We start from the raw sequence: 16,881 nt of genomic DNA on the forward strand, positions 1-16,881 counted from the left end.
ATTTTTAATATGAAAGCATTGCTTTTCGAGCCTTTTTTATGTCATTTGTCCAACTAAAATGATGAAAACAACCAAAAAAAGAATTGTTCTTAAAATAGGTTCCAATACCCTAACCAGAGAAACAAACCACATTTCTCGCGGTAAAATTGAAGATATTGCTAGACAAATAGCAGTACTTAAAAATAAATATGAGTTTGTAATTGTAAGCTCTGGTGCTATAGCCGCAGCCAAACAGTTTGTAAACTTAGAAAGTAACGGCAAAGAGATTAATGTAAAACAAGCGCTTGCATCAATCGGGCAGTTACATCTTATGAGAATCTATCAAGAGAATTTTAGAGAATTAGGCCTCTTAATTTCACAATGCCTCCTCTCCTATTCTGATTTTAAAAGTAAAACATCAAAAGAAAATATTGTAAATACCATAAATATCTTGCTTCAAAATGATTACATCCCAATAATCAATGAAAATGATACGGTTGCTACTGATGAAATTAAGTTTGGTGACAATGATAAATTAGCCGCTTTAACAGCAGAGCTCATACAGGCAGATCTTCTTATTATTGCCACAAATACTGATGGAATTTACACTAAAGAATCAATGACTCACAATTCTCCAGAAACTATTAAGGAAGTTATTGGTTTTGAAAGCCTAATTAAAGAAATTGCAGATGGAAAGTCATCTCATGGAACTGGAGGCATGAAATCTAAAGTAGATGCTGTAGAAATTGCCTCTGCCGCAGGCATAGAAACATGGATTGTAAATGGACTTAATGAGAATTTTATTACTAATGCAGTTGCAGATGAGATCCCATTTACCAAGATAAAACCTCGTTAATAATTAAAAATAACTTTTATATAATCGATAAAAGTATAGATATAAAACACATAACTTCTAAAGGCGACATATGGTAAATCCAATAGGCTTTTAGAAAATTAAAAATTAGTAAAATGAAACAATTCCTAGATTTAGAAGACATCGATAATGTAGATGAACTTATTAAAAATGCTATCACTTTAAAATCAAATCCTTTTTCTCATAAAGAGTTAGGGAAAAATAAGAGTATAGGACTTTTATTCTTTAATTCTAGTTTAAGAACACGTTTAAGTACTCAAAAGGCGGCACAAAACCTTGGAATGGAGGTTATGATTCTAAATCTTAATTCTGATGGTTGGGCTTTAGAATTTGAAGATGGAAGCATAATGAATGCTGGTACTGCAGAGCACATTAAAGAAGCTGCAGCAGTTATTTCTCAATATGTAGACATCATTGCATTAAGAGCTTTCCCTTCTTTAACTGATAAGAAAAAGGATGAAGAAGAACTCATTATAAAGAGCTTTAAAGAGCATGCATCAGTTCCTGTAGTAAATATGGAAAGCGCAACAGCTCACCCGCTTCAAGCGCTTACAGATGCTATTACAATTTCAGAATTTAAACAAAAAGAACGTCCAAAAGTTGTTTTAACATGGGCTCCACACCCAAGAGCATTGCCTCATGCTGTTCCAAATTCATTTGCTAAAATGATGCAGATGATAGATGTAGATTTTGTTATTACTCATCCAGAAGGCTATGAATTAAATCCTAAAATCACTGGAGAAACTCCTATTATTTACGACCAGGAAGAAGCTTTAAAAGATGCCGATTTTGTGTATGCAAAAAACTGGAGTAGCTATAATGACTACGGACAAATAAAAAGCACTGATGAGAGTTGGATGGTTACGCTTGATAAAATAAAAGCTGCGAAATTCATGCATTGCCTTCCTGTAAGACGAAATGTAATCGTTGCTGATGAGGTTCTAGACAGTGAGCAATCGTTGGTAATCGAACAAGCAAACAATAGAACTTATGCAGCACAAGCTGTATTAAAAGATATTCTGGAAGGGAAATAGTTGTTGGTTACCAGTTACTTACTCATAACTAAACTTTACAACATTCATTATTAAAATTTTATAAACGCATATGAAAGTATCTATTATAAAAATTGGTGGGAATCTTATTGAAGACGAAACTGTTCTTGATCAAGTTCTTACAAATTTCGCTGCCATAGAAGGTGCTAAAATATTAGTTCACGGAGGTGGAAAAATGGCTACGCAATTATCAGAGAAATTGGGTGTAAAAACTCAAATGGTCGATGGTAGAAGGATTACCGATAGAGAAACACTAAATATCATTACAATGGTTTACGGCGGACTCGTAAATAAAACTATTGTTGCAAAATTACAGGCTAATAATTGTAATGCGCTAGGGCTTTCTGGAGCAGATTTAAATACTATAAAATCAATAAAAAGACCTATAAAAACTCACGATTTTGGGTTTGTGGGTGATGTAACTGAAGTAAACTCAGAGATGTTTTCTCTTTTACTGAATAATAATATCACTCCTGTTTGCTGTGCTATTTCTCATGATAAAAACGGACAATTATTTAACACCAACGCAGATACAATTGCTTCAGAAATAGCTGTTTCTTTAGCAAACGATTTTGAAGTAGAATTGTATTATTGCTTTGAGAAAAAGGGTGTCTTAAGAAGTATTGAAGACGAAAATTCAGTAATAACAGATATTAATACAGAGATATATCAAGCGCTTGTAAAAGAACACATTATTGCAGACGGAATGCTTCCAAAGCTTCATAATTGCTTTAATGCGTTAGAAAAAAAGGTGTCAAAAGTATTTATAGGTAGTGTAGCAATGCTCGCTGATGATAATCAACTAAAAACAACAATTACTCTTTAAAGTTATATTATTTAATTCAGGGGAGGCAATAAGAAGATTAATTTTCAATCTTCAACTTATTGACTTCTTCATTTAATTAAATATAAACAACATATTTTCAACATTAGAACTTAACATAATGACTATTCAACAACTTACACAAGAGGCAATAGAACTTTTAAAATCACTAATTAGTACACAATCTTTTTCTTCTGAAGAGGAAAAAACAGCTGCACTGATTGAAAATTGGTTTCAGAAATATAACATCCCATTCAAAAGGGAGAACAATAATATATGGGCTTTTAATGAAGATTATACAGAAGGAAAGCCTTTGCTACTCCTTAATTCGCATCATGATACCGTAAAACCAAATACTGCATATACCAAAGATCCTTTTAATCCGCATATTGAAGACGGAAAATTATTTGGTCTTGGAAGTAATGACGCTGGAGGTTGCTTAGTTTCTTTAATTGCTACTTTTACGTATTTCTATCAGAAGAAAAACCTTAATTATAACATAGTTATCGTTGCTTCTGCTGAAGAAGAAAGCTCAGGTCCAAAAGGACTCAATTCTGTATTAAAAAGCCTGCCAGAAATCGAAGTTGCTATTGTTGGTGAGCCTACATTAATGAATCTTGCCATTGCTGAGAAAGGTTTGGTTGTTTTTGATGGTTCTGTAAAAGGAACTCCAAGTCATGCCGCACATCCAAATGACGACAATGCGATATATAAAACTATCAACGTTTTACAGTGGTTTAAAGATTATAAATTCGAGAAAGTATCTGAAGTTTTAGGCCCTGTAAAAATGACGGTCACTCAGATAGAAGCTGGAAATCAACACAATGTAGTTCCTGCAGAAGTCAAATTAGTAATTGATGTACGCGTAAACGACAAGTATAGCAATCAAGAAGTATACGATACCTTAAAAGAATTAGCTCCTTGTGAAGTTACACCAAGATCATTACGTTTAAATTCTTCAGCTATTCCAAAAGACCACGCTCTTGTAAAGGCTGGTATTGAATTAGGAAGGGAAACATACGGATCTCCTACCCTTTCAGATCAAGCAACGTTAACCTGTGCTTCTTTAAAATTAGGTCCTGGAGATTCTACGCGATCACATTCTGCAAACGAATTTATTTATGTGAATGAGATTGAAGAAGGTGTGGATTTATATATTAAGTTATTAGAGAAAGTGCTATAAGCTGGTAATGGATTTTAGGTGCTAGAATTACATTTTAAACTTGAAACAATAAAGCATGTCTATACGAATTAGGGACTCATTAAACTACCATACATACATTGAACATTCATTGAGTATGAAGTTTGCTGCAGATGAAAATGCAAAGTTATTTATTGAAAAAGTTAAAAATTGGAATCAAGAAAATAAAAGTAAAGTTAGAGGGCTATTCAGATCCTCAATGCTCTTGTATGCTGTAAGTATTGAATTAATAATTAAAGCTCGCGGTTTATATGCAGAAAAGGAAAATATAAAGAATGATTCTATCAAAAATTTCTATGATTTTTTAAAAATATGGAAAGGAAAAAGTGATGGTCACAATTATTTTAAAATAATCGAACATTATAATATTAAAATCAATCCTGAAGAAAAAGAATTATTGGAAAATTTTCTATCTTATACAAGTTGGGCGGGTAGATTTCCATATCCAAAAAGAGAAGATGAGGTATTAAATATGGAGATAAATGGAAGAAAACATGGTAAGATTTCGGAAAAATATCAATCGAAGGTTAATAATTTTATAGACCAACAAATTGAATTTATGAAATTATAAATAAGGAGCAAAACATAAATCATTGCCACTAATATAAAATAATAATAAAAGTTATCTTTGTCTTAATAACCATTCTAGGCAATACGTAACTAGATAATAACACTCATAATACTAGAGAATAATGAAACTTTGGGAAAAAGGTTTTTCAACTGATAAAAAAATAGACATCTTCACTGTAGGTTCAGATAGAGAATTAGATTTAGTAATTGCAAAATATGATATTTTAGCCTCTATTGCGCATGCTAAAATGCTTCATAAAATTGATCTTATCACTAAAGAAGAGGCTCAAGATTTAGTGACAGAACTAGAAAATATTGGAGAAACCATAAAAAATGGTTCTTTTACTATTGAAGATGATTTTGAAGATGCGCATTCTAAAATTGAATACCTTTTAACCGACAAGCTGGGAGACACTGGAAAAAGAATCCATACAGCTCGTTCTAGAAACGATCAAGTTCTTGTTGCAGTAAACCTTTATTTAAAAGAAGAGCTTTCTGAAATAAAGAATAGCACTAGAGAACTTTTTGAAGTATTATTAGGATTAGCAGACACACACAAAGAAACATTACTCCCTGGATATACACATTTACAGATTGCAATGCCTTCTTCTTTTGGACTATGGTTTTCTGCATATGCTGAAAGTCTAATTGACGATTTATATTTTATTGACGCTGCACATAAAATTGTAGATCAGAATCCATTAGGAAGCGCTGCTGGTTATGGTAGCTCCTTCCCTATTGATCGTGATTACACAACAAAAGAGCTTGCTTTCGAAACACTAAAATATAATGTGGTAGCCGCACAAATGAGTAGAGGGAAATCTGAGAAAAGTACTGCTTTTGGATTAAGTAGTATTGCTTCAACACTCTCCAAAATGTCCATGGATATATGCTTGTATATGAGTCAGAATTTTGACTTCATTACTTTCCCAGATGAACTAACAACAGGGTCTAGTATTATGCCACATAAAAAGAACCCTGATGTTTTTGAACTTATTCGTGGGAAATGTAATAAAATCCAAGCAGTTCCAAACCAACTAGCTATGTTAACTACAAATTTACCTAGTGGATATCATAGAGATCTTCAGCTTACAAAAGAAATAATTGTTCCTGCTATACAAGAGTTAAAATCATGCTTAGAGATGCTTACTTTCTCTATCAAGAATATAATTGTAAAAGAAGGTGTAATTGATGATAAAAAATATGATTATCTCTTTAGTGTAGATACTTTGAACGATTTAGTTTTAAGTGGAATGCCTTTTAGAGACGCATATAAAAAAATGGGAGAAGAAATTCAACGAGGAGAGTTCACTCCTAAAAGAAATATCTCTCATAGCCATAAAGGGAGTTTAGGAAATCTATGCTTAGATGAAATTAAAAGTAAAATGGATCTACTTTTTTAGATTTTTTATTGATATTAGTTGAATAATTATATTAGATATACAAAAACTTATGAAAAGTATTAAGGAACTTAATTTAAACGTATCTTCTGTTGTTTTATATGCTTGCTTAATGCTTTTCCCTCTAGCAACAAACGCTCAAGCAGCTATTATTGCTGCCATTTTTGGTGATCGAGTAGCATCAGAAAAGTTTAATCTTAGTATGGAAATTGGAGTTCCTCTAACAAATTATAGCAATATAGAAGGAAATAAACCAAATCTAGGAATCAACTTCGGAATTGCTGGGAATATTAAGATTAATGATTCTTGGTCTCTGAGTCCTACAGCTTACTTTTTATCAAAAAGAAGTTTTGATATCGAATCGTTTTCAATGAATGGCCCTGATGCTTATTTAAATAATATATACAGTGATGTTCCTGCAACTATAGAACTTAATTATATTCAGGTTCCAATATTTGTAAATTATAAAATTCCAAATTCCAAATTTAGAGTTGGTTTAGCTCCTCAAATGTCGTTTAAACAAGACGTAGACGCTACATTTAGTTCCGAAATAGGTGACTTTAAACAAGCCGTTGGAACTCGAGTAAATGACATCGATTATGGACTTATTGCCAATCTTAGTTATTATTTACAATATAAAAGAAACGGTAAAGGTATTTATGTAAGTCTACGTTACAGTCAAGGGTTTACAGATGTCTTTAAAGATTCTTTTATCGACGGTAATAATAAGAGTCGCTATTTATCTTTTAATATCAGTTTACCTTTTATAACGGACGAATTAGCACAGAAAAACCTAAATAATTAATTAGATCTTACTTAAAAAATCTGATAATTCAGCAGCGTGTTTTTGCTTTAGCTCCTCATTAATTATTGTCCCTTTTTTTACTGAGAAATTTTCTCCGAATTTTGGCAACGAAAATATATTCTCTAAAGAAGCTCCGAATCTAGGCAACGTTTGCTCCATAAGTGTAATCGAAGAAATAGCTCCTCTTCCACCAGGAGAAGTTCCCATTAGAAATAATTTCTTATCAAGTAAAAACTTTGGATCAAGTCGAGACAACCAATCGATAAGGTTTTTAAAATAAGCAGATGGATTGCTATTGTGTTCATTAACACTTATAATAACAGCATCAGCCTCTAAAATATCATCTTTTAACTCGATTAATGAGTTTTTATAACCGTTCTCACGCTCTTCATCTTCACTAAAAAGAGGAAATGCCATATTTGCCATATTTAGTAATTGAATATCATAATCATCAATTAAAGAAACGGTATATTTTACCAATTCATAATTTATAGATCCTTTAGAATTACTACCAGCAAAAGCGATTATTTTTTTCATCAATAAAATTATTTATTTTCTATATTAATAACAAGATAGCAATCTTTTTTAATATAGTAAGCTAGTTTTTATACTTTTGATAAGTATCCATTATTTATAGCCAAACGATGAAAAATTCTGAAAAAATATCTATCAAAAACACATTATTACAAATTGATATTACAAAAGTTGGAGCCGAACTTTGCAGTATTAAAAACAATGATAATCAAGAATATATCTGGCAGGCAGATCCAAAGATTTGGGGCAGCCATGCACCTGTTTTATTTCCTATAATTGGAGGCCTAAAAAACAATCTCTTTTATTACCAAGGAGAAGAATATACCGTTCCTAAACATGGCTTTATAAGACATAACGAAGCCTTGAAAATTACCAACCACCAGGAGCATTCTATTACTTTTCAATACAAATATGATTCAGAAACATTAAAAACATATCCATTTAAGTTTGAGTTCAATATTACTTTTTCGTTGAACGATAAAGTTCTTACAGTTTCTCATGAAGTTATAAATCACGATTCCGAGAAAATGCTATTCTCTCTCGGCGGTCACCCAGCATTTAAATGTCCTCTGAAGGATAACCAAAACTATGATGATTATTCACTAGTTTTTGAAGAGAAGGAAACTAGCAATCGTCATTTAATAAACGATAAGGGCTTACAAAACGGAAGAACACTTCCTTTTTTAGAAAATACGGATACATTACAGCTAAAACATGAATTATTTAATGAGGATGCCTTGATATTTAAAGATCTAAAGTCTAAAAGAATAAGTTTAACTCATAAAACCAACGGAAAGGTGGTGACTGTTTCTTATCCTGATTTTGATTATGTAGGAATTTGGGCTAAACCAGATGGAGATTTTGTTTGTATAGAACCTTGGCTAGGAATTACAGATCACGAAGATACGAACGGAGATTTCGATAAGAAAGAAGGGATTATTAGCCTGGCAGGAAAAAACACATTTAAGGCTGAATATACTATAGAAATACACTCGTAAATCAAAAAACGCCCAAAGATCATCAAATCTTTGGGCGTTTTATATATTATTAAAACAGTTACTTAAACGTGTAACGCTCTATCATCTGTAGCCGCTAGAGCAGCTTCTTTTACTGCTTCAGCATATGTTGGATGCGCATGACTCATACGAGAAATATCTTCAGCACTTGCTCTAAATTCCATCGCAGTTACTGCTTCAGAAATTAAATCTGCAGTACGAGCTCCAATCATATGAACACCTAAAACTTCATCTGTTTCAGCATCAGCAAGGATCTTTACAAACCCATCAATATCCATACTAGCACGCGCTCTACCTAAAGCACGCATAGGAAACTGTCCTGTTTTATATTTTACACCAGCTTCTTTTAATTGCTCCTCTGTTTTACCAACAGCAGCAACCTCTGGCCATGTGTAAACAACACCTGGAATTAAGTTATAATCGATATGTGGTTTTTGACCAGCTAAACTTTCAGCAACTAAAACTCCTTCTTCTTCAGCCTTATGAGCTAACATCGCTCCTTTAATAACATCTCCAATTGCATAGATATTAGAAACATTAGTTTGCAAATGATCATTTACTTCTACTTGTCCTCTATCGTTTAATTTAACACCTGCTTTATCAAGGTTCAATCCTTCAGTATAAGGACGTCTCCCCACAGAAACTAAACAGTAATCTCCTTCAAAAGAAACTTCTTTCCCTTTCTTATCATCAGCTTTTACAGTAATAGTATCTCCCTTACGAGTTACTTCTTTTACTTTATGAGAAGTAAAGAACTTCATACCTCTTTTCTTAAGAGAACGTTGTAACTCTTTAGAAAGTCCACCATCCATAGTAGGGATAATTCTATCCATATATTCTATTACAGAAACTTCAGCTCCAAGACGACTATAAACTTGTCCTAGCTCTAAACCAATAACTCCACCACCAATAATAATAAGGTGTTTAGGAATTTCCTTAAGTTTTAAAGCTTCTGTAGAAGTAATAATTTTTTCTTTATCGATTTCAATAAAAGGAAGACTAGAAGGTTTAGAACCTGTAGCTATGATAATTTTCTTAGCCTCGATTTCTTCATTCTTTTCTCCTTTAATCTCAATATGAGTAGCATTTTTAAAACTTCCCATTCCGTGGTATACATCAATTTTATTCTTGTTCATCAAGAAATCGATTCCACTAGTTGTTTGTTCTACTACGCCTTGCTTACGCGCTATCATTTGCTTTAAATTCACCTTTATTTCCCCAGGAATATCTATTCCATGCTCTTTAAAATGAGATATTGCATCTTCATAATGGTGAGAAGAATCTAATAGTGCTTTAGACGGAATACAACCTACGTTAAGGCAAGTTCCTCCTAAAGTGTTATATTTTTCAATAATAGCAGTTTTCATACCCAATTGTGCGCAACGTAATGCTGCTACATAACCACCGGGTCCTGAGCCTATAACGGCCACATCGTATGAATTCATAGTATGTTTTTTGTATAACTTTTATAATGTACTAACAAAAATACAAATGTTTTATGGGAAGGCAACTATCTATCTTTTTAAAATTATTGAATTATAACATTCTATAACAAATGTATTCCTTAAACTATGTTTCCATAATTTCAAACTGTTTAAAATCATTCCCTATATTTAAAGTTTTACAATTAAAGACAATTATTTAAATGAAATATTTACTGTTGATCATAGCTTTTTGCCTCTTTTCATGCCAAAGGGATAAAAATACTCCTATTTCAAGTGAAGAGAATCCACCTAAACTTATAAAAGATGTTTCTCTTATCGTATTAGGAAACGTTCAAGATGCCGGTGCTCCCCAAATAGGATGCGATAAAGATTGCTGTGCAGAACTTTTTAATGATCCTGATGCTTCCAAGAAAGTAACAGCATTGGGAATTTACGATCATGAGAATGGAAAATCATTCCTTTTTGAAGCTTCTCCTGATATAAATACGCAAACCAAGCTTTTAAAACGATATACTCAAAGAGAGAGTGAACTCCCAGACGGGATTTTTATTACCCATGCTCATATTGGGCATTACGCTGGACTCATGTTTTTAGGAAAAGAAGCTATGAACGCTACTAATGTTCCTGTATATGCGATGCCTAAATTGAAAGGTTTTATAGAGAATAATGGTCCTTGGGAACAATTGGTCAACAATTCTAATATTAAAATTGAGGCGCTACACCAAAAAGATACAATAGAAATCACTTCCAACCTTAGCGTAATTCCGTTTACAGTGCCTCATCGGGATGAGTATTCTGAAACCGTTGGATATACTATTATTGGGCCAAAAAAGAAAGTGCTATTTATTCCTGATATTGATAAATGGCAAAAATGGGATACAGATATTATTGATGAAATTAAAAAAGTAGATTATGCTTTTCTAGACGCTACGTTTTATGATGCTGAAGAAATAAATAATCGTGATATCTCTGAAATTCCGCATCCATTTGTAATTGAAAGCATGGATCTTTTTAAAAACTTAAAAACATCAGAAAAAGAGAAAATTTATTTTATACATTTCAATCACACAAATCCTTTATTAAATAAAGAAAGTGAACAAACAAAAGAGGTTCTTAAAAATGGATACAACATAGCACGTTTAAATAATACGCTTGCGTTATAATTCCACTATTGTTGTGTTTTTTACTTCTTCAATCATAAAAATACTATGCGTACTTCCTATATGTTTTAGGGAAGTCAGTTTTGTAGTCATGAATTCCCTATACGTAGCCATATCTGCAACACTTATTTTTAAAATATAATCATAATCTCCACTTACGTGATAACATTCCAACACCTCTGGGAGCTTAATTACTTCGCGCTCAAAACTAGTAATATGCTCTTTTGTATGCTGCACTAATCGTACATGACAAAAAACGGCAAATGCTTTATTTATCTTCCTTTTATCTAAAAGTGCAGTATATCCTTTAATAACACCTTCTTTCTCCAACTTCCTAATCCGCTCATAAACGGCAGTTTTAGATAGATTAAGCTGCATAGAAAGTGCTTTTGTAGTTTGTTTTGCATCTTTCTGCAGTAATTCTAGTAAGATTTTATCAATGTTATCAAGTTTCATAAATGACAAATTTTCTTTTAGCTGGATTAATTTCAACAAAAATAAAAATATAATCACATTAAACACACTATGGCAGATTATTAATCTAAATAATCTAATCACTATTGATATTTAGTCAGCCATTACCTTATTTTGATGAACAAATAAACCTTATTAGTTATGAAATTTAATCCCGCAGACAACGTTCAAGATTTACAATACTTTGGTGAATTTGGTGGTGTAAATCCATCGATATCAGATTCTTCAACATATACCTTTTTATCAGCAAAAACAATGTTCGATACTTTTGAAGGTAATACAGAGGGTTGCTACCTATATAGCAGACACTCCTCCCCTTCTAATTTATATTTAGGCGAAGCTTTGGCCGCTCTTGAAGGTACAGAAACAGCAAACGTTACCGCATCTGGAATGGGTGCTATTACTGCAGTAATCATGCAATTATGTAATGCAGGAGACCATATTGTTTCTAGCCGAACAATTTACGGTGGAACGTATGCTTTTATGAAAAATTTCCTACCTAAGTTTAATATTTCTACTTCTTTTGTAGACACTACAAACCTTCAGAAAGTAGAAGAAGCAATCACAGAAAACACTAAAATGATTTACTGTGAAACTATTAGCAATCCGCTTCTAGAAGTTTCCGATATAGAAGGATTAGCAAAAATTGCTAAGAAACATAATATCGCACTTGTAGTAGACAACACATTTTCCCCTTTAACAGTAGCTCCTGCAAAATTGGGCGCTGATATTGTGATTAATAGTCTTACTAAATTTATAAACGGAAGTAGTGATGCTGTTGGTGGTGTTGTTTGCGGAACTAAAGAATTCTGTACGAGCTTAAAAGATGTAAATGATGGTGCTGCAATGCTTTTAGGAAGCACGATGGACAGTTTAAGAGCTTCTTCCATCTTAAAAAACTTACGTACACTTCATATTAGAATAAAAAAACATAGTGAGAACGCACTTTATCTAGCTGAGAATTTTGAAAAAGATGGATTAAAAGTTGTTTACCCTGGATTAGTATCTCACTCGGGAAATGAGACTATAAAATCTCAAATGAATGAAGAGTATGGCTTTGGGGGGATGTTAACAATAGATATTGGATCTCTAGAAAAAGCAAATGCGCTTATGGAAAAGATGCAAGAAAAAAACCTTGGATACCTTGCTGTAAGTCTTGGATTTTATAAAACATTATTTAGTGCCCCAGGAAGCTCTACATCTTCAGAAATTCCAATAGAAGAGCAAGAAGAAATGGGACTTAGCAATGGATTGATTCGTTTTTCAATAGGATTAGATAACGATATTAAACGTACCTATGAAATGATGAAATCATGCATGAAAGAACTTGATATACTAAACTAAAAACTGACAATTAGGTTTAGGTTATTTAAAACTGTAGACTCAGGATTTACATCTTGGTCTGCAGTTTTGTTTTTTAAAAATCCTCATAAAATAAAACTCCTAACCTCATTATAATTGATAATTTATAAACTTAAAACACTATTAATACTGACGAAAATCACATAAAACTTTGAACTTTCGCCTCCATTTCGTAACATTACAAAATCAAAATATTTTAATGGAAGACGAAAAAGTAATTCAGAATAAAGAGCTTAGTATATGGGAAGCTCTTATCCCAGTTCTTGTTTTAGTAGGTTTATTAGCTTTTAATGTGTTTGTTTATGGTGATGATGCATTAAGCGGTTCTAACCAATTTATACTTTTAATTGGTGGCGCTGTAGCAGGTGTTGTAGGTGTTTTTAATAAGGTTTCTTATGATAGAATGCTTGAGGAAGTTGCCAATAACATTAAATCTACTGCTGGAGCAATTCTAATTTTACTTTTTGTAGGTGCTTTAGCAGGAACATGGCTTATAAGTGGTGTAATTCCTTCCATGATTTACTACGGACTACAGATATTAAACCCTACATTTTTCCTTTCAGCTTGTGTAATCATTTGTGCAATTATTTCTATTGCAACTGGGAGTAGCTGGACAACTTCTGCTACTGTTGGTATTGCGCTAGTTGGTATTGGTGGAGCTTTAGGGATTTCTCCTGGTATGACAGCTGGAGCTGTAATTTCTGGAGCATATTTTGGAGATAAAATGTCTCCTCTTAGCGACACTACAAATCTTGCGCCTGCAATGGCGGGAACAGATTTGTTTACTCATATTAGATATATGGCATTAACAACGGTACCTACTGTTGTTGTAACGCTTATAATTTTCACGATTATTGGACTTAATCTCGATACAACAAAAGTGCCTGAAACGGCTTCTTTATTGTCTTCGATTGACGAATCTTTCAATATTTCTCCTTGGTTATTTTTAGTCCCTGTAGTTGTTATATTCCTAATTGTAAAGAAAGCTCCTCCCCTTTTAGCATTACTAATAGGAACACTTTTAGGAGGTGTTTTTGCACTTATCTTTCAGCCAGAAATCGTAAAAAGTATTACAGGAGCAACAGACCTTAATTTTATCTCAGGATATAAAGGTATTATGAATGCTATTACGGTAGATACTGCTATAGAAACTAGCAATGAGAAATTAAACGACTTATTCTCTTCCGGAGGAATGTCTGGTATGTTAGGAACCATTTGGTTAATTATATGCGCCATGGTTTTTGGAGGTATTATGGACGCTATTGGAGCGCTGGCTAGAATTAGTAAAGCCCTACTTACTGCTTTCGATTCTGTATTCGGATTATTTGCAAGTACTGTTGCTAGCTGCTTGGTATTAAACGTTACTGCTTCCGATCAATATTTGGCTATCGTAGTTCCCGGTAAAATGTATGCACAAGCATATCGAGATAAAGGGTTGGCTCCAGAGAATCTAAGTAGAACCCTTGAAGATTCTGGTACTGTAACTTCTGTTTTAGTCCCTTGGAATACATGTGGAGCATATCAAAGTGGCGTTTTAGGAGTAGATACTACTGCATATATTGGGTATGCATTCTTCAATTATCTTAGTCCTTTTGTAACTTTATTGTATGCTGCATTTAACATCAAAATAAAACAACTCACCGAGAAAAAATAATTTCACAATATAAGTGCGCTTATATTATACATTTATTAATAAGTGCCGACTTATTTTAGGCTATCAATAAAAATAATTATTCATAATAGTTACTATAGGTAATTCTTATTCCTAGATAAGTTAATATAATTTAAAAATCATTGTTTCCTCTGTATTACTACTTAAATTTGCATATAGAATTTAACAAAATTAAATAGTAATAAATATGGCACTAGTAGGAAAAAAATTTCCAAATATAGCAGTAGACGCTATGAACGAAATGGGAGATACTTTTAAATTAAACGTTTTCGAAGAAGCGGTTAAAAACAACAAAAAAGTTATTCTTTTTTGGTATCCAAAAGACTTTACGTTCGTATGTCCTACTGAACTTCATGCATTCCAAGCAGCTTTAGGAGAATTTGACAAAAGAAACACTATTGTTGTAGGTGCATCTTGTGACACTCCAGAAGTACATTTCGCTTGGTTAAACGCTTCTAAAGACAACGGAGGAATTGAAGGTGTTACTTACCCTCTTCTTGCTGATAGCAACAGAAACTTAGCTAATATGCTACGTATTTTAGATTTATCTTCTGAAACTTACAATGAAGAAACAGAATCTTACGTATACGAAGGTGACAATGTAACTTATAGAGCTACTTTCTTAATTGATGAAGAAGGTAAAGTATTCCATGAAAGCGTTAATGATATGCCTGTTGGAAGAAATGTAAACGAATATTTACGTCTAATCGATGCTTATACTCACGTTCAGAAAAACGGAGAAGTATGTCCTGCAAACTGGGAAGAAGGTAAAGATGCTATGAATGCCGACAGAAAAGGAGTTGCAGCATACTTAAGCGCAAACTAAGAAATTATGCTTTTAGAATTAGAAAAAGACAATTTAGCTGAATTAATTGCAGAAAATGAAACTGTTTTAGTACAGTATTCTGCTGGATGGTGTGGTAACTGTCGCATTATGAAACCAAAATTCAAGAAATTCTCTCAAGAAGCAGAAAATGCAACATTTGTAATTGTAGACGCTGAGAAGTTTCCTGAGTCTAGAAAATTGGCTAGCGTAGACAATTTACCAACTTTTGCCGCTTTTAAAAACGGCAAGGTTGAAAACCAAATTCAGACTAATAAGACAGAAATTTTAAAATCTTTTATCGATGAAGCTACCAGTAATTAAACAGCTTTCTAATTTTATTGAAACTAATGATGAAGATTATGTAATTGAGGCAATAGAAACGTTAGAAGCTATTACCGAAGTACCTTCATTAAAAGACGAAGAGCTAGATGTTATAGGAGAATTAATCTCTAATATGTACGGCGCTTTGGAAGTAAATAAAATGATAAAAGAAGAAGGAATAAACCAAAAAGAGGCGGTTAACAAATTTATGAAGAGAGTTTTAGGCTCTATTGATAAATAGCAACAGATCCTCACATGGGAAAGAATTGAGAAAAAGAGCATTAAGGCAGCCTGAAAAGGCTGCCTTTTTGTTTCTACTTATCAGTAATTATTAATATCTTTAAAAAAGTAAATTCAGCCTTTACTATTTATAGTATTAAGATGACTTACACTCAATTAATAATAACATCAAAAGGATTATATCACACAAAAAATCGTTTATAAAAAATTATTATGGCAACAGTAACTTTAAAAGGAAATAAAATCAACACTTCTGGAGAATTACCTAAAACAGGAACAAAAGCACCAGAATTCACTTTAGTAAAAACAGACCTTTCTTCTGCTTCATTAGGAGATTACAAAGGTTCTAAAGTAGTTTTAAATATATTCCCTAGTGTAGATACAGGAACGTGCGCAGCAAGTGTTCGTGCATTTAATAAAGAGGTTTCTGATATGGAAAACACTAAAGTTCTATGTATCTCAAGAGATTTACCATTTGCAATGGCTAGATTTTGTGGTGCTGAAGGATTAGACAATGTTATTTCTTTATCAGATTTTAGAAATCAGAAGTTCGGTAAAGATTACGGTTTAGAGTTTACAGATGGACCTTTAGAAGGACTCTTAAGTAGAGTTGTAATTGTATTAGATGAAGAAGGAAATGTAGCATATACAGAACAAATAGCAGAAACTGTAGACGAGCCAAATTACGAAGCTGCACTTAACGCTATTAAAGCTTAATGAGTTTTATAATAAATAGAATACATAGTATTAGATACGCTCTTAAAGGAGCGTATCTTCTTCTTAAAACAGAAGCCAGCATTCAAACGCAATTTTTTATTGCAGTCATTACTACTATCGCTGGATTCTATTACCATATATCTCCTACAGAATGGATATTACAAATCCTAACTATAGCATTGATTCTTAGCTTAGAAGGAGTAAATACTGCTATCGAAAAAATTGCGGACTTTGTCCACCCAGAACATCACAAAAAAATAGGCTTCATTAAAGATATAGCCGCTGGAGCTGTATGTATTGCTGCCATCGCAGCAGTAATAATAGGTTGCATTATCTACATTCCTAAAATATTTTAAAAATATAAATAGAAAATGTACGTTTGTAATTAGTATTTTTGCGATTAAACTTAA

At 32.6% G+C, this 16,881-nt stretch carries 19 protein-coding genes; 16 read left to right on the top strand and 3 right to left on the bottom strand.

Annotated features, from left to right (window positions below; genetic code table 11):
- The first annotated feature begins 58 nt into the window (after positions 1-58).
- The 7 genes from proB to JM658_RS15820 all read left to right on the top strand — a co-directional run bounded on the left by proB (position 59) and on the right by JM658_RS15820 (position 6,704).
- On the top strand, positions 59-835 hold the full coding sequence (gene proB, locus JM658_RS15790; RefSeq protein WP_236960556.1) for a glutamate 5-kinase: 777 nt from the start codon (positions 59-61) through the stop codon (positions 833-835).
- Positions 836-948: 113 nt separating this feature from the next.
- Positions 949-1,887 carry an N-acetylornithine carbamoyltransferase gene (locus tag JM658_RS15795; protein WP_236960558.1) on the top strand — a complete coding sequence of 313 codons (939 nt, stop codon included), beginning with the start codon at positions 949-951 and terminating at the stop codon, positions 1,885-1,887.
- 70 nt (positions 1,888-1,957) lie between these two features.
- Positions 1,958-2,731 (top strand): acetylglutamate kinase, encoded by a 774-nt coding sequence (gene argB / locus JM658_RS15800; RefSeq protein WP_236960560.1) that lies wholly within the window; start codon positions 1,958-1,960, stop codon positions 2,729-2,731.
- Positions 2,732-2,849: 118 nt separating this feature from the next.
- Positions 2,850-3,911: a M20 family metallo-hydrolase gene (locus JM658_RS15805; protein WP_236960562.1), complete on the top strand. Its 1,062-nt coding sequence runs from the start codon at positions 2,850-2,852 to the stop codon at positions 3,909-3,911.
- Between the two features lie 115 nt (positions 3,912-4,026).
- Positions 4,027-4,500, top strand: coding sequence for a hypothetical protein (locus JM658_RS15810; RefSeq protein WP_236960564.1), 474 nt, complete (start codon positions 4,027-4,029; stop codon positions 4,498-4,500).
- 121 nt (positions 4,501-4,621) lie between these two features.
- Positions 4,622-5,902: an argininosuccinate lyase gene (argH, locus tag JM658_RS15815; RefSeq protein WP_236960566.1), complete on the top strand. Its 1,281-nt coding sequence runs from the start codon at positions 4,622-4,624 to the stop codon at positions 5,900-5,902.
- Between the two features lie 49 nt (positions 5,903-5,951).
- On the top strand, positions 5,952-6,704 hold the full coding sequence (locus JM658_RS15820; RefSeq protein ID WP_236960568.1) for a porin family protein: 753 nt from the start codon (positions 5,952-5,954) through the stop codon (positions 6,702-6,704).
- Here JM658_RS15820 and JM658_RS15825 read toward each other — a convergent pair whose 3' ends face one another.
- The gene (locus tag JM658_RS15825) at positions 6,705-7,241 is read right to left on the bottom strand and encodes an NADPH-dependent FMN reductase (protein ID WP_236960570.1); all 537 of its coding nucleotides are present in this window, start codon (positions 7,239-7,241) and stop codon (positions 6,705-6,707) included.
- 107 nt (positions 7,242-7,348) lie between these two features.
- On the opposite strand from JM658_RS15825, the gene JM658_RS15830 reads away from it, so the two are divergent.
- Positions 7,349-8,236, top strand: coding sequence for an aldose 1-epimerase family protein (locus JM658_RS15830; RefSeq protein WP_236960572.1), 888 nt, complete (start codon positions 7,349-7,351; stop codon positions 8,234-8,236).
- 62 nt (positions 8,237-8,298) lie between these two features.
- On the opposite strand, the gene lpdA is transcribed toward JM658_RS15830, so the two are convergent.
- A complete protein-coding gene (gene lpdA, locus JM658_RS15835) occupies positions 8,299-9,699 on the bottom strand; it encodes a dihydrolipoyl dehydrogenase (RefSeq protein WP_236960574.1) in 1,401 nt (466 codons plus the stop codon).
- Positions 9,700-9,899: 200 nt separating this feature from the next.
- Between lpdA and JM658_RS15840 the strand changes: the two genes are divergently transcribed.
- Positions 9,900-10,862, top strand: coding sequence for an MBL fold metallo-hydrolase (locus tag JM658_RS15840; RefSeq protein ID WP_236960576.1), 963 nt, complete (start codon positions 9,900-9,902; stop codon positions 10,860-10,862).
- On the opposite strand, the gene JM658_RS15845 is transcribed toward JM658_RS15840, so the two are convergent.
- Positions 10,857-11,315, bottom strand: a complete 459-nt coding sequence (locus JM658_RS15845) for an Lrp/AsnC family transcriptional regulator (RefSeq protein WP_236960578.1) — start codon at positions 11,313-11,315, stop codon at positions 10,857-10,859. The genes JM658_RS15840 and JM658_RS15845 overlap by 6 nt on opposite strands.
- A gap of 159 nt (positions 11,316-11,474) precedes the next feature.
- On the opposite strand from JM658_RS15845, the gene JM658_RS15850 reads away from it, so the two are divergent.
- From JM658_RS15850 to JM658_RS15880, 7 genes are all read left to right on the top strand, one after another.
- Positions 11,475-12,677, top strand: a complete 1,203-nt coding sequence (locus tag JM658_RS15850; RefSeq protein WP_236960580.1) for an aminotransferase class I/II-fold pyridoxal phosphate-dependent enzyme — start codon at positions 11,475-11,477, stop codon at positions 12,675-12,677.
- A gap of 217 nt (positions 12,678-12,894) precedes the next feature.
- Entirely contained in the window at positions 12,895-14,349 is a 1,455-nt protein-coding gene (gene nhaC / locus JM658_RS15855) for a Na+/H+ antiporter NhaC (protein WP_236960582.1), read from the top strand.
- A gap of 205 nt (positions 14,350-14,554) precedes the next feature.
- The gene (locus JM658_RS15860) at positions 14,555-15,193 is read left to right on the top strand and encodes a peroxiredoxin (protein ID WP_236960584.1); all 639 of its coding nucleotides are present in this window, start codon (positions 14,555-14,557) and stop codon (positions 15,191-15,193) included.
- A 6-nt stretch (positions 15,194-15,199) separates the two neighbouring features.
- Positions 15,200-15,514 (top strand): thioredoxin family protein, encoded by a 315-nt coding sequence (locus tag JM658_RS15865; RefSeq protein ID WP_236960586.1) that lies wholly within the window; start codon positions 15,200-15,202, stop codon positions 15,512-15,514.
- Complete coding sequence (locus JM658_RS15870) at positions 15,495-15,755, top strand: DUF6952 family protein (RefSeq protein WP_236960588.1); 261 nt, start codon at positions 15,495-15,497, stop codon at positions 15,753-15,755. Before JM658_RS15865 ends, JM658_RS15870 begins: the two co-directional genes overlap by 20 nt.
- A 212-nt stretch (positions 15,756-15,967) precedes the next feature.
- The gene (gene tpx, locus JM658_RS15875; protein ID WP_236960590.1) at positions 15,968-16,471 is read left to right on the top strand and encodes a thiol peroxidase; all 504 of its coding nucleotides are present in this window, start codon (positions 15,968-15,970) and stop codon (positions 16,469-16,471) included.
- The gene (locus tag JM658_RS15880; protein ID WP_236960593.1) at positions 16,471-16,827 is read left to right on the top strand and encodes a diacylglycerol kinase; all 357 of its coding nucleotides are present in this window, start codon (positions 16,471-16,473) and stop codon (positions 16,825-16,827) included. The genes tpx and JM658_RS15880 overlap by 1 nt, the downstream gene beginning before the upstream one ends.
- The last annotated feature ends 54 nt before the right edge of the window (positions 16,828-16,881 follow it).

Origin of the sequence: Joostella atrarenae (assembly GCF_021764745.1) — a bacterium.
In the GTDB taxonomy this organism is placed as follows: Bacteria; Bacteroidota; Bacteroidia; order Flavobacteriales; family Flavobacteriaceae; genus Galbibacter; species Galbibacter atrarenae.